Source organism: Bradyrhizobium sp. 1200_D9_N1_1, from assembly GCF_052075915.1.
Lineage (GTDB): Bacteria > Pseudomonadota > Alphaproteobacteria > Rhizobiales > Xanthobacteraceae > Bradyrhizobium > Bradyrhizobium diazoefficiens.
Genome location: NZ_CP197226.1, coordinates 95,947 through 109,239 on the forward strand (window position 1 = coordinate 95,947; position 13,293 = coordinate 109,239).

Below are 13,293 nucleotides of genomic sequence, written 5' to 3' on the forward strand. Positions count from 1 at the left end.
ATGATCCCGGGCGCGATTCCCATCCGCGCCGATTCTTTCAACCGAGTGAGGTACTCCCATGGCCGTTGGCAAGGTTTCTGACACTGATTTCGAAGCCGAAGTGCTCAAGGCGAACGGCCCTGTGGTCGTCGATTTCTGGGCCGAATGGTGCGGTCCCTGCCGCATGATCGCGCCCGCCCTCGACGAGATCGCCGGCGCGATGGGCGACAAGGTCAAGATCGTGAAGCTCAATGTCGACGAGAGCCCGAAGACCGCGTCGAAGTACGGCGTGATGTCGATCCCGACCCTGATGATCTTCAAGGGCGGCGAGATGGCCTCCCGCCAGGTCGGCGCGGCGCCGAAGGCAAAGCTGCAGCAGTGGATCACGTCGGCGGTGTGATCCGCCTCGCGAGTAACTGAGAATTCTGCAACGGCCGGCAACACGCCGGCCGTTTTGTTTTTTGTCGGCGGCAATCATGCCGATCTCGTTTCGGCGAGTTTGGCGAGACTGGCGAGAACATCGGGAAAGTCCGACGCGACAGCCGGACCGATCTCGGACGCTTGCGGCCCTCGCGCGTCCGCGGCGTAAACGATGCGCGTGCGCGCCGGTCCAGGAGAATCGCCAAGCGGTTCGATGCGATGGGCGACTGTGATGACGAGATCGCCGACTCGCGTTTCATCGATGAAGCACACGTTCTCGCGAACCTCGATCAGTTGCGAGCGTAGCGTCTCCTCGCCGGGGGGCTTCATCGTGAACCAAGTGCCGGCCGCGAATGGCCCGTCGATGTCGATCTGCTCGATACCCGCATTCCAGTTTTTCCAGCCGGGGACATCGCGAAAGATGCCCCAGATCGTCTCTGCGGTTGCAGACGTCTCGATGGTATATTCGTTTCGCCAGACATGGCCGTCGTCCATGGCGCGCTCCCACTTTGATATGTACGCTTATAACAAGCGCCCTTATCAAGGAGTCAAACCCGCCGCCCGGATGGAGCGAAGCGGCGCTACTTGATCCATCCCGTCGCGAGCGCGTTCGCGAGCTCCGGCTGATTGTTGCGGCGTGCGAGCGCGGCCATCGCCTCGTGATCATAGACGACATGGCGGAAGGTCACTTGCCAAGCAGCATCGACGAGTTCGAGGATCGCGTAGCGCGCGTGCGGCGTGCCGGCCTCGACGACATGCGGGAACGGATGCTTGTCGCGATAGCCCGGGCTACCGACGCTGCCGGGATTGACGATCAGCCGGCCGTCACGAAGCCGCACCGTGCGGGCGAGATGGGTGTGGGCGCAGAGGATCAGGGACTGCGTGATGCCTTGCGCGAACTGCTCGATGCGGTCGAGCGGCGATAGCGCCACCGTGCCGTCGGGATGCACGGTATCGAGCCAATAGACCTCGTCGTTCTCGGGCGTCGCATGGCAGAGGAAGACCCGGTCGCGAAACACGCGCGTCATCGGCTGCGCCCGCAGCCAATCGAGTTGCACGGCATTCAGCGCCGCATGGGCGGGACGATCCCACGAGCCCATCTTCTCCGGCGGACGGTCGAGCAGGTAGCGGTCGTGATTGCCGAGCACATGCACGGCGTCGAGATTCATCAGGATCTCGATGGTCCGGCGCGCGTCGAGCGGACCGCTCAGCATGTCGCCGAGATTGACGAGGTCGGCGATGCCCTGGGCGCGGATGTCGGCAAGCACCGCCTCCAGCGCGAGATGGTTTCCGTGAATGTCGGCAATCGCGGCAAAACGCATTGGCATTCTCTCTTGCCCCGGACGCAGCGCAGCGCTTCTTCAGCGGTGCGCTGCAGAGCCGGGGCCCATGTTGCGGCATTCTGGGTCCCGGCTCTGCGGCGCATCGCTTGCGCGATGCGCCTTGTCCGGGACAAGACAGCTCATGCAGGAGGCGTGCCGTTGATGCCGAGCACGTGGCCGGCGAGATAGAGCGAGCCGGTGATCAGGATGCGCGGCGGCACCTCGTAGGCGAGCTTCGACAGCGCGCGCAGCGCGGCCTCGATGCCCGGCGCGGGCTCGACCCGCATGCCGAGGCTGCGCGCGGCGTCCGCGAGGCGGTCGGCCGGCATCGCATTCTCGGTGTCGGGAATCGGCACCGCGATGATGTGACGGGTGAGGCCGGCGAAATTGGCGAGGAAGGCCTGCGCATCCTTGTTGGCCATCATGCCCGCGATCACGACCAGCGGCCGCGACACCCGTTCCTCGAGATCGCCGAGCGCGGCCGCCGCAACGCGCCCACCTTCCGCATTGTGCCCGCCGTCGAGCCAGATCTCCGAGCCCTGCGGTCCCCAGGAGAGCAGCTCGCCCGAGGTGATGCGCTGCATCCGCGCCGGCCATTCGGCACCGACGATGCCGGCTTCGAACGCCGCCTGGTTGACCTTGAATGTCGAAATCGCGCGCAAAGTCGCGATCGCAAGCCCGGCATTGTCGAACTGGTGGCGGCCGAACAGGCGCGGCGCGGCGAGATCCATCAGGCCGCGATCGTCGGAATAAACCAGGCGCCCATGCTCGACATTGACGTGCCAGCTCTCGTTCGCGGCAAACAGCGGCGCGCGCATGCGCTTGGCCTGCGCCTCGATCACGGCCATCGCCTCGCCCGACTGCTCGGCGCAAACCACGGGCACGCCGCGCTTGATGATCGCGGCCTTCTCGCCGGCGATGGAGGTCAGCGTATCGCCGAGGAAGTCCGTGTGGTCCATGCTCACAGGCGTGATCACGGTGGCCGCCGGCGTATCGACCACATTGGTCGAATCGAGCCGGCCGCCAAGGCCGACCTCGAGCAGCACCGCATCGGCCGGATTCTGCGCGAACAGATGAAACGCGGCAGCCGTCTTCAGCTCGAACACGGTGGCAGGCTCGCCGGCATTGACGCGCTCGACTTCTTCCAGCGCGGCGCGCAGTTCGTCGTCGCCGACCAGCACGCCGCCACCGAGGCGACCAAGCCGGAAACATTCGTTGATGCGGACCAGATACGGCGAGGTGTAGGCGTGGACGCGCAGGTCTGCCGCTTCCAGCGTCGCGCGCAGATAAGCGAGCGTCGAGCCCTTGCCATTGGTGCCGGCGATGTGGATCACCGGGGGCAGCTTGCGTTCGGGGTGGCCGAGCCGATCGAGCAGACGATGCATCCGCTCCAGCCCAAGATCGATGCGCTTCTGATGCAGGGCCGACAGCCGCCCGATCAATTCGTCGAGCGGCGGCTTTGCGCTGTCAGGAGACGCGTTCACGCGTGCGGCGCGGCCGGCGCCGTCTCGGAAGCCGATACGATCTGCGCCGGGCTGACGACAGGCTGCACCGATTTCGACGCGGTCTCCAGCGCCGGTGCCTTGGTCAACAGGCGACAGAGCCGTGCCAGGGTCGGGCGCAAATCGTGACGATGCACGACCATGTCGACCATGCCGTGCTCTTTCAGGTACTCGGCGCGCTGGAAGCCTTCCGGGAGCTTCTCGCGGATGGTCTGCTCGATCACGCGCGCGCCGGCAAAGCCGATCAGCGCGCCGGGCTCGGCGATCTGCACGTCGCCCAGCATCGCGTAGGAGGCGGTGACGCCGCCGGTGGTCGGGTTGGTCAGCACGACGATATAGGGCTGTTTTGCCTCGCGCAGCATCTGAACCGCGACGGTCGTGCGCGGCATCTGCATCAGCGACAGGATGCCTTCCTGCATGCGCGCGCCGCCTGATGCGGCGAACACGATGAACGGCGACTTCTTCTCGACCGCGAGTTCGAGCCCACGCACGATGGCCTCGCCCGCGGCCATGCCGAGCGAGCCGCCCATGAAGTCGAAATCCTGCACGGCGATGACGACGGCGGCGCCTTCGAGCTTGCCATAGCCGACCTTGATCGCGTCGTTGAGGTTAGTTCGCGCGCGGGCATCCTTGATGCGGTCGACGTATTTCTTCTCGTCGCGGAACTTGAGCGGATCCGGCGTGACATCCGGCAGCGCGACGTCGTACCAGGTCTCGTTGTCGAAGATCGACTTCAGACGCGCCACCGCGCCCATGCGCATGTGGTAGTTCGAGCCGGGAATGACGAACTGGTTGGCCTCGACATCCTTGTAGAACACGAGCTGCCCGGAATCCGGACACTTGATCCACAAATTCTCCGGCGTCTCCCGCCGCAGCATGTTGCGGATCTTCGGCCGGACCACATTGGTAAGCCAGTTCATGGTTTGCTCCGATGTGCGATCCCGCTCCGGAGATCGCCTGAAGGGATATATGGCTGCCGGACCCTGCCCCGGCAAGCCGCCGTGTCGTCCGCCCCAAAAGCGGAATTATGGCCTATTCCGCCGCCTGTTGTGCGCCTTTGACGCCTTGGGCCAGGGATGCCGTCAGTTCGGCGACGGCGTTAACGGTTTTGGCGGTGGCCCGGCCGTCTGCATCGAGGCTGTTCTTGAGCGCATCGACCAGCGCGGTGCCGACCACCGCGCCATTCGCATGCGAGGCGATGGCGCGCGCGGTCTCCGGCGTGCGGATGCCGAAGCCGACGCAGACCGGCAGCTTGGTGTGACGCTTGATGCGGGCAACCGCTTCGCTCACCGCCGAGGAATCCGCCGCCGCAGCACCGGTGATGCCGGTGATCGAGACGTAGTAGACGAAGCCCGAGGTGTTGGCGAGCACGGCCGGCAGGCGCTTGTCGTCGGTCGTCGGCGTCGCCAGGCGAATGAAGTTCAGGCCGGCCTTCATCGCGGGCAGGCAGAGCTCGTCGTCCTCCTCCGGCGGCAGATCGACGATGATGAGGCCGTCGACGCCGGCGCTCTTGGCATCGACAAGGAACTTGTCGACGCCGTAGATGTAGATCGGGTTGTAATAGCCCATCAGCACGATCGGCGTCGCATTGTCGTCCTTGCGGAAGCCGCGCACGAGCTCGAGCGTCTTCTTCAGCGTCATGCCGGCCTTGAGCGCGCGCAGGCCCGCCGCCTGGATCGACGGACCGTCGGCCATCGGATCGGTGAAGGGCATGCCGATCTCGATCACGTCGGCGCCGGACTTCGGCAGCGCCTTGATGATCTCGAGCGAGGTGGCGGGATCCGGATCGCCGGCCATCAGGAAGGTCACGAAGGCCGAGCGGCCCTGCTTCGCAAGCTCGGCAAAACGGATGTCGATACGCGTGGTCACTTGCTCTTGCCCCTCAGGATGTCGCCGACCTGCGGGACGTCCTTGTCGCCGCGGCCGGAGAGATTGACGACCATCAGGTGATCTTTTGCGCGCTTCGGCGCGAGCTCCATCACCTTGGCGATGGCATGCGCGGGCTCGAGCGCCGGGATGATGCCTTCCAGCTTTGACAGCAGCTGGAACGCAGCGAGCGCCTCGTCGTCGGTCGCGGAGAGATAATTCACGCGGCCGATCTCGTGCAGCCAGGAATGCTCGGGGCCGATGCCGGGATAGTCGAGGCCGGCCGAGATCGAATGAGCGTCCTGGATCTGGCCGTCCGCGTCCATCAGGAGATAAGTGCGGTTGCCGTGCAGCACGCCGGGACGGCCGCCCGCGATCGAGGCCGCATGCAGCTGCGTGAGCCCGTGGCCTGCAGCTTCGACGCCGAAAATTTCGACGGAGGGATCGTCGAGGAAGGGGTGGAACAGGCCCATCGCATTCGAGCCGCCGCCGATGCAGGCGACCAGCGAATCCGGCAGGCGGCCCTCGACCTCCTGCATCTGCGCCTTGGTCTCGTTGCCGATGATCGACTGGAAGTCGCGCACCAGCGTCGGATAGGGATGCGGGCCCGCCACCGTGCCGATGCAGTAGAACGTGTTGTGCACGTTGGTGACCCAGTCGCGCAGCGCCTCGTTCATGGCGTCCTTCAGCGTGCGCGTGCCCGACTGTACCGGGACCACCTTTGCGCCCAGCATCTCCATGCGGATCACGTTGGGCTGCTGCCGCTCGACGTCGACGGCGCCCATATAGACCACGCATTCGAGGCCGAAGCGCGCGCACAGCGTCGCGGTGGCGACGCCGTGCTGGCCGGCGCCGGTCTCGGCAATGATGCGCTTCTTGCCCATGCGCCGCGCCAGCATGATCTGGCCGAGCACGTTGTTCACCTTGTGCGAGCCGGTGTGGTTGAGCTCTTCGCGCTTGAGGTAGATCTTGGCGCCGCCGAGATGCTCGGTGAGACGCTCGGCGAAATAGAGCGGCGAGGGCCGGCCGACATAGTTCTTGAGATAGCCGTTCATCTCGGCCTGGAAGGCCGGATCGGCCTTGGCCGCGGTGTAGGCCTTCTCCAGATCGAGGATCAGCGGCATCAGCGTTTCGGCGACGAAGCGTCCGCCGAAGATGCCGAAATGACCGCGCTCGTCGGGCCCGCTGCGGTAGGAGTTTGGTTTGGCGATGTTCATCGGACGCTCAACTCTTGACTTGCATCTTGGGTGGCGCGCGCGGCGCGGATGAAGGCCTTGATCATCTCGGGATCCTTGACGCCGGGAGCGCTCTCGACACCGGAGGACACGTCGACGCCGCCGGCGCGGGTGATGCGAAGGGCCTCCGCAACGTTGTCGGCGTGAAGCCCGCCCGAGACCATGTAGGGCAGGTTCAGATCGAGGTTTTCGAGCAGGTGCCAGTCGAACGGCGCGCCCAGGCCGCCGGGCCGCGTCGCGTCTTTCGGCGCGCGCGCATCGAACAGGATGCGGTCGGCGACCGCGGCGTAGCCGGGCAGCACGGCAAGATCGGCTGAGGTTGCGACCGGCACCGCCTTCATCACGGGGCGGCCGAACCGCTGCTTGATGTCGCGCAGCCGCGCGACGGTCTCCTTGCCATGGAGCTGGAAAATGTCCGGCGACAGCGCGTCCATGATGTTGTCGAGCGTGGCGTCATCGGCATCGACCGTGAGCGCAACCTTGAGCGCGCGCCGATTCACCTGGCGGCCGAGATCGCGGCCAAGCTCCAGCGACAGATGCCGGGGCGACGGCGGAAAGAACACGAACCCCACCATGTCGGCGCCCGCGTCGAGCGCTGTTTCGAGCGTCTCGCGCGTGGACAGGCCGCAGATTTTGACGAGCAGGGACATGGTCTCAAAGCAGGTAAAGGCCGCAACTCCGCGGCCGGAAAGCAGGGTTTTCGGTTGCGGCCGCTTCTACAACGTCGCGCGCTGCTTGTCTCGCCCGACGGGCCCGTAAAGGCCCACCCCGACGGGGGCGGGGAGGCGCTGGGAATCGGGCTTCGCCGCGGCCGTCTGGGCCCGCAAGCCGGCCAGTTCGGTCCGGGCGCTGCGCGCATCCGCCTCATGCCGACGGGCCGCGCGGCGCCAGTGCCGCTGGCCGAGCCAGACGGCACAGCCGCCGGCCAGGACGCCCAGCGCCGCCACCAGGATCAGCAGCAGGAACAGCGGCAGCGTGACCGACAATGACGGGTCGTCGGAGACAAAGGGATCGAAGGAGACCGTGACGAAATGCCGGTTGGAGACGGCGAACACCACCAGGATCAGACCCAGCGGAATCACGATCAGCGCGGTCAGGAACTTTCGCATCTCGCTTCGCTCGCCTTGAATCAAGCTTCCGGCCGCATCTTGAGCGACCGCGGGAAACCCTGACGCCGGCCTCAGTCTGCCGCGCCGGGATCCGGATGGTCGCGGTTCAGCCGCTCGCGCATTTCCTTGCCGGTCTTGAAGAACGGAACGCTCTTCTGATCGACGGGTACATGGGCGCCGGTGCGCGGATTACGCCCGGCGCGTGCAGGGCGATGCTTGACCGAGAAGGCACCGAAGCCGCGCAACTCGACGCGATCACCGCGTGCGAGAGCCGCTACGATCTCTTCGAGAATCGCATTCACAATGTTCTCGACATCCCGCTGGTACAGATGCGGGTTGTGCTCGGCGATACGCTGAACAAGTTCGGATTTGATCATCGAGAGATAGGACCCGGAAGCGTGCGGATGACCATTTCCGTGAAAATACCGTGATCTGTCAAGACGCTAAATCAAGGTTGAGCGTCGTGAAAATGCGTGACAAATGCCAAAAAAGCAGGCTGCCCCGACACTCGCCAGGCGAGAAAACCCTTAAGCGCTCGCCTGTCCCAGTCAGTTTGACGCAGCCGGCTGCCACAAGGCCAGCATTCCATCCATTCCGAACCGGTCAACGGCCTGCGCGACGCCGGTTTGCCCGATTTGATGCGCAATCGAGCCTAAACCCAGCGCTTCCAGCGTCACGGCAGCGGCCGTCTTGAGGAACGGCAGATCGCCGAAGCGCGACTGAAGCTTGTAGTCGCGCACCGAAAGCCCCTTCTTGACGCCCTTCTGCTCGACCAGCCAGGTCACCGCCGTCTTCTCGTCGCCGATCTGGTCGATCAGCTTGAGATCGATCGCCTGGCGTCCGGTGAAGACGCGGCCGTCGGCCACTTTCTCGAGCTGCGTGTCGTCCATGCCACGCCGCTCCTTCACCAGTCCCTTGAACCAGGCGTAGGAGTCCTTCACCAGCTCGTCGAGCGCGGCCCGCGCCTCGGGACTGGTCGGCTCAAAACCGTTGGGCGCGGCCTTCAGCGGCGAGGATTTTACCTCCTCGACCTTGACGCCGATGGTCTTCAGGAGTTCGGTGACATTGGGGTACTGGAACAGCACACCGATCGAGCCGACCAGCGAGCTCTGCTGCGCGATGATGTGGTCGCTCGCGATCGCCGTGATGTAGCCGCCGGAGGCGGCAAGACCCTCGACCACGACGACGAGCGGCTTCTTCGCCTTGAGCCGGACCAGCGAGTCGTAGAGCTGCTCGGAGCCTGCGGTGGTGCCGCCCGGTGAGTTGATGTGAACGATGACGGCGGCAGCCTGCGAATTCTCCAGCCGCTCCAGCGCCTGCGTGCGATCGGAATCGCTGCGGATCAGGCCGTCGATCTGGACCCGCGCAATCGAGCCGGCGGCTGCGAACGTGCCGCGTGCGCCGGGCGTCGCAATCAGCGCGAAGCCCGCAATCGCCGCGATCGCGATCAGCGCGGCCATGACGCGCCAGAACGTCAGCTTGCGGCGGATCCTGCGACGATCGACGATGATGTCCGAATCGAGCGACATCGGAATATCTCCAAATGAAAGACCAGGCGCGTTGTGCCGTCACGGCGTGACCAACGGCTTATCTGGATACATCAATTGCGGCGCAATTTGAAGAAAACAAGGCTGGTGCTGGTCGGGCCGAGCCCCCGTCACAGGCTTCTCGTCATCCCGGACAAGCGCCGCGACGCGGAGCGCTGACCCGGGATCCATACCCACAGAATTGAGTTTGGCGAAGACTTGGAGTTACCAGCTCGCGCCAGACCGCTCCCTGTGGTGATGGGTCCCGGATCTACGCGCGCTTTGAGCGCGCTTGTCCGGGACGACAGTTGAGTATGGAGCAACAAAAAAGCCCCGGCTCGCGCCGGGGCTTTGATGTCAGCGAAACGAACGTTTCGCTTACTTGCTGTCGCGGTTCTTGAGCGCGGTGCCGAGGATGTCGCCGAGCGTCGCACCCGAATCGGAGGAGCCGTACTGCGCGATGGCTTCCTTCTCTTCGGCGACTTCGAGCGCCTTGATCGACACCTGGACCTTGCGGGCCTTCTTGTCGAACTGGATCACGCGGGCATCGACCTTCTCGCCGACGGCAAAGCGTTCGGCGCGCTGGTCGTTGCGGTCACGCGCGAGCTCCGAGCGCTTGATGAAGGTGGTGAAGTCGGTACCGGCGATCTTCACCTCGATACCGCTCTCCTTCACTTCGAGCACTTCGCAGGTCACGACCGCGCCCTTCTTGACATCGCCCGGCTCGGCGAAGGGGTCGCCTTCGAGCTGCTTGATGCCGAGCGAGATACGCTCCTTCTCGACGTCCACATCGAGCACCACGGCCTTCACCATGTCGCCCTTCTTGTAGTTGTCGATCACCTGCTCGCCCGGAAGCTTCCAGTCGAGGTCGGAGAGGTGGACCATGCCGTCGACGTCGCCCTCGAGACCCAGGAACAGACCGAACTCGGTCTTGTTCTTGACCTCGCCCTCGACCACCGAACCGGTCGGGTGACCTTCGACGAAGACCTCCCAGGGGTTGCGCATGGTCTGCTTGAGGCCAAGCGAGATGCGGCGCTTGACGGAATCGACTTCGAGCACCTGCACTTCGACTTCCTGCGAGGTCGAGACGATCTTGCCGGGGTGCATGTTCTTCTTGGTCCACGACATCTCGGAGACGTGGATCAGGCCTTCGATGCCCGGCTCGAGCTCGACGAACGCACCGTAGTCGGTGATGTTGGTGACACGGCCGGTGAAGCGGGCACCCAGCGGGTACTTGGCTTCGATGCCCTGCCACGGATCGTCCAGCAGCTGCTTCATGCCCAGCGAGATGCGGTGCGTCTCGTGGTTGATCTTGATGATCTTGACCTTCACGGTCTGGCCGATCGAGAGCACCTCGGTCGGGTGGTTGACGCGGCGCCACGCGATGTCGGTGACGTGCAGCAGGCCGTCGATGCCGCCGAGATCAACGAACGCACCGTAGTCGGTGATGTTCTTGACCACGCCGTCGATGACCTGACCCTCTTCGAGGTTCTGCACCAGCTCCTGGCGCTGCTCGGCGCGGGTCTCTTCCAGCACCGTGCGGCGGGAGACGACGATGTTGCCGCGGCGGCGGTCCATCTTGAGGATCTGGAACGGCTGCGAGTTGTTCATCAGCGGCGCAACGTCGCGGATCGGACGGATGTCGACCTGCGAGCGCGGCAGGAAGGCCACGGCACCGTCGAGGTCGACGGTGAAGCCGCCCTTGACCTGGTTGAAGATGACGCCGTTGACCTTCTCGTTGTTCTGGAACGCCTTCTCGAGCTTGCCCCAGCTCTCTTCGCGGCGCGCCTTGTCGCGCGACAGCACGGCTTCGCCGAGGGCGTTCTCGATGCGATCGAGGAACACTTCCACCTCGTCGCCGACCTTGATCTCGCTGTCACGGCCGGGGCCGGAAAATTCGCGCAGGGCGACGCGGCCCTCGGTCTTCAGGCCGACGTCGATGACGGCCATGTCCTTTTCAATTGCAACCACCTTGCCCTTGACGACGGAGCTTTCCTGCAGGTTGCCACCTGCGAAGGACTCGTCGAGCATCGCGGCGAAATCGTCACGCGAGGGGCTATAGGTATCAGCAGAAGTCGAAGCCATTTGTTCTCCAGTTGCGGATGTCTTGCCGGCCGTTGGGTTCATGGGCGCATCGCACGCGCAGTGTCGGAAGGTCCGCAAGACCTTCGAGCGACCGCTTGCTGCCCCGGCTGGCACCGGAACGGCGGAAGCGGGCCGGCTGAGGCCCGCGCGTTCGATACGTGGAAATCTTTGTCCGGAGCCTCGATCGCACCGGCCCCGAAACAGGCGGACCGGGGTATCGACCTCAAAGAGCGGGAGCGGGCGCTTCCTCCAATGACGGCTGCGGCTTAACCCCGCGACCGGCCCGCTCGGACGGCCTCGATAATGTCGATGGCGGCCCGGACGCCGCCTTCTATATCCAGTTGGGAGTTATCTAGCAAGTAAGCATCGGGTGCGGGTTTCAGCGGCGCAATCGGCCGGTTCTTGTCGCGTTCGTCGCGCTGGATGATGTCGGCGAGCACGGCCGCCTCGTCCGCCGCCTCGCCCCGCGCCTTGGCCTCCATGGTGCGGCGGCGGGCGCGGACCTTGGGGTCCGCCACGACAAAGATCTTCACGTCGGCATGGGGGCAGATCACGGTTCCAATGTCCCGGCCGTCCAGCACCGCTCCCGGCGGATCGGCGGCGAATTGCCGCTGGAAATTGACCAGGACCTCGCGAACCCTTGGGATCGCCGAGACGATCGAGGCGCCCTCTCCGACCTTCTGGGTCTTCAGGGCGGGATCGCCGAACTTTTCCGGATCCAATTCCAGCGCCGCCGCAACCGCGGCCGCCTCGTCGCGGAGATCGTGGCCCGATTGCATCAGGGCATAGGCGACCGCGCGATAGATCACGCCGGTATCAAGATGACGATAACCGTAATGATGAGCGAGACGCTTGCCGAGCGTCCCCTTGCCCGAGGCCGCGGGCCCGTCGATGGCGATAATCATGAAAACTCGGCCCCAAGCGAACGCATCATCGGAATGAAATCCGGGAAACTGGTGGCGATGAAGGCGGTGTCGTCGACGGTCACGGGCTGGTCGGAGGCGCAGCCCATCACCAGCGCGGACATCGCGATGCGATGGTCCATGTGGGTGGCGACGGTGCCACCACCGGGAACGTGACCGCGGCCCTGGACGACCAGATCGTCGCCGGAGACCTCGACCTTGACGCCGTTGACGCGCAGCATCTCGGCGGTGGCCTCCAGACGATCGGATTCCTTGACGCGCAGCTCCTGCAGGCCGCGCATGATGGTCGTGCCTTCGGCGAAGGAGGCCGCCACCGCCAGCACGAGATATTCGTCGATCATCGACGGCGCGCGCTCCGGCGGCACCTCGACGCCGCGCAGCTTCGACGCGCGCACGCGCAGCTGCGCCATCGGCTCACCGGCATCGCCGCGCACTTCGCTCTCCTCGATCGAAGCGCCCATTTCGCGCAGCGTGGTGAACAGGCCGGTGCGCAGCGGATTGGTCATGACATCCGACAGCACGACATCGGAGCCCTCGGCGATCAGCGCCGCAACGACCGGGAAGGCCGCCGAGGAGGGATCGGCGGGCACCACGACATTGGCGCCATGCAGCTCGGGCTGGCCCACGAGGGTGATGCGGCGGCCGTGCTGGCCCTCCTTGGTGGAGGTGATGTCGGCGCCGAAGTGCTTCAGCATCAGCTCGGTGTGGTCGCGACTGGCCTCGCTCTCGATGACCGTGGTGGTGCCCGGGGCGGCGAGGCCCGCGAGCAGCACGGCGGATTTGATCTGAGCCGAGGCGACCGGGGTCTTGTAGGTGATCGGCAGCGGATCGCGCGCGCCCTGGAGGGTCAGCGGCAGACGGCCGCCCTCGCCGCCGGAGACGACCCTGGCGCCCATCTTCTCGAGCGGGTCCAGGATCCGGCGCATGGGACGGCTGCGCAACGAGGCGTCGCCGTCGAAAACCGCCGAGATCGGGCAGCCGGCGACGGCGCCCATGACCAGCCGGCAGCCGGTGCCGGAATTGCCGAAATCCAGCGCCGCCTTGGGCTGGGCGAAGCCTGCGACGCCCACGCCCTGCACCTTCCAGGCGAAATCGCCGGTGCGCTCGACGCTGGCACCCAGCGCCTGCATGGATTTGGCGGTGTTGAGGACGTCCTCGCCCTCCAGCAGGCCCGAAATCCGGGTCTCGCCGACCGCGAGCGCGCCCAGGATGAGGGCGCGGTGGGAGATCGACTTGTCCCCGGGCACCCGTACTTTCCCGGTCAGGGGACCGTTTGCGCGCGACTGAAGCGGCCTCGGTTGGTCGGAATGGGTCAAGATTGTGTCC

General features: G+C 65.4%; 14 protein-coding genes. 1 reads left to right on the forward strand and 13 read right to left on the reverse strand.

Annotation, left to right across the window (positions count from 1 at the left end):
• Window positions 1-58 precede the first annotated feature (58 nt).
• Window positions 59-379 carry a thioredoxin gene (gene trxA / locus AB5K84_RS00395; protein ID WP_007598398.1) on the forward strand — a complete coding sequence of 107 codons (321 nt, stop codon included), beginning with the start codon at window positions 59-61 and terminating at the stop codon, window positions 377-379.
• Window positions 380-453: 74 nt separating this feature from the next.
• Here the strand turns inward: trxA and AB5K84_RS00400 are convergent, their stop codons facing one another.
• From AB5K84_RS00400 to aroA, 13 genes are all read right to left on the reverse strand, one after another.
• On the reverse strand, window positions 454-894 hold the full coding sequence (locus tag AB5K84_RS00400) for an SRPBCC family protein (RefSeq protein WP_011083574.1): 441 nt from the start codon (window positions 892-894) through the stop codon (window positions 454-456).
• A gap of 86 nt (window positions 895-980) precedes the next feature.
• Window positions 981-1,721, reverse strand: a complete 741-nt coding sequence (locus AB5K84_RS00405; protein ID WP_038965152.1) for a metallophosphoesterase family protein — start codon at window positions 1,719-1,721, stop codon at window positions 981-983.
• A gap of 140 nt (window positions 1,722-1,861) precedes the next feature.
• Window positions 1,862-3,205, reverse strand: a complete 1,344-nt coding sequence (locus tag AB5K84_RS00410) for a bifunctional folylpolyglutamate synthase/dihydrofolate synthase (protein WP_011083572.1) — start codon at window positions 3,203-3,205, stop codon at window positions 1,862-1,864.
• Window positions 3,202-4,143 (reverse strand): acetyl-CoA carboxylase, carboxyltransferase subunit beta, encoded by a 942-nt coding sequence (gene accD / locus AB5K84_RS00415; protein ID WP_011083571.1) that lies wholly within the window; start codon window positions 4,141-4,143, stop codon window positions 3,202-3,204. Before accD ends, AB5K84_RS00410 begins: the two co-directional genes overlap by 4 nt.
• A gap of 112 nt (window positions 4,144-4,255) precedes the next feature.
• Window positions 4,256-5,092, reverse strand: coding sequence for a tryptophan synthase subunit alpha (trpA, locus tag AB5K84_RS00420; RefSeq protein ID WP_011083570.1), 837 nt, complete (start codon window positions 5,090-5,092; stop codon window positions 4,256-4,258).
• Window positions 5,089-6,306: a tryptophan synthase subunit beta gene (gene trpB / locus AB5K84_RS00425; RefSeq protein ID WP_011083569.1), complete on the reverse strand. Its 1,218-nt coding sequence runs from the start codon at window positions 6,304-6,306 to the stop codon at window positions 5,089-5,091. The genes trpA and trpB overlap by 4 nt, the downstream gene beginning before the upstream one ends.
• Window positions 6,303-6,974 (reverse strand): phosphoribosylanthranilate isomerase, encoded by a 672-nt coding sequence (locus tag AB5K84_RS00430; protein WP_011083568.1) that lies wholly within the window; start codon window positions 6,972-6,974, stop codon window positions 6,303-6,305. The genes trpB and AB5K84_RS00430 overlap by 4 nt, the downstream gene beginning before the upstream one ends.
• 66 nt (window positions 6,975-7,040) lie before the next feature.
• Window positions 7,041-7,433: a lipopolysaccharide assembly protein LapA domain-containing protein gene (locus tag AB5K84_RS00435; RefSeq protein WP_011083567.1), complete on the reverse strand. Its 393-nt coding sequence runs from the start codon at window positions 7,431-7,433 to the stop codon at window positions 7,041-7,043.
• Window positions 7,434-7,504: 71 nt separating this feature from the next.
• Window positions 7,505-7,810, reverse strand: coding sequence for an integration host factor subunit beta (locus AB5K84_RS00440; RefSeq protein WP_008539997.1), 306 nt, complete (start codon window positions 7,808-7,810; stop codon window positions 7,505-7,507).
• A 171-nt stretch (window positions 7,811-7,981) separates the two neighbouring features.
• Window positions 7,982-8,962 (reverse strand): signal peptide peptidase SppA, encoded by a 981-nt coding sequence (gene sppA / locus AB5K84_RS00445; protein WP_011083566.1) that lies wholly within the window; start codon window positions 8,960-8,962, stop codon window positions 7,982-7,984.
• Window positions 8,963-9,337: 375 nt separating this feature from the next.
• Window positions 9,338-11,044, reverse strand: a complete 1,707-nt coding sequence (gene rpsA / locus AB5K84_RS00450; RefSeq protein ID WP_027546860.1) for a 30S ribosomal protein S1 — start codon at window positions 11,042-11,044, stop codon at window positions 9,338-9,340.
• Between the two features lie 266 nt (window positions 11,045-11,310).
• Window positions 11,311-11,949, reverse strand: coding sequence for a (d)CMP kinase (gene cmk / locus AB5K84_RS00455; RefSeq protein WP_011083564.1), 639 nt, complete (start codon window positions 11,947-11,949; stop codon window positions 11,311-11,313).
• A complete protein-coding gene (gene aroA, locus AB5K84_RS00460; protein WP_038965151.1) occupies window positions 11,946-13,283 on the reverse strand; it encodes a 3-phosphoshikimate 1-carboxyvinyltransferase in 1,338 nt (445 codons plus the stop codon). Before aroA ends, cmk begins: the two co-directional genes overlap by 4 nt.
• Between the last annotated feature and the right edge of the window lie 10 nt (window positions 13,284-13,293).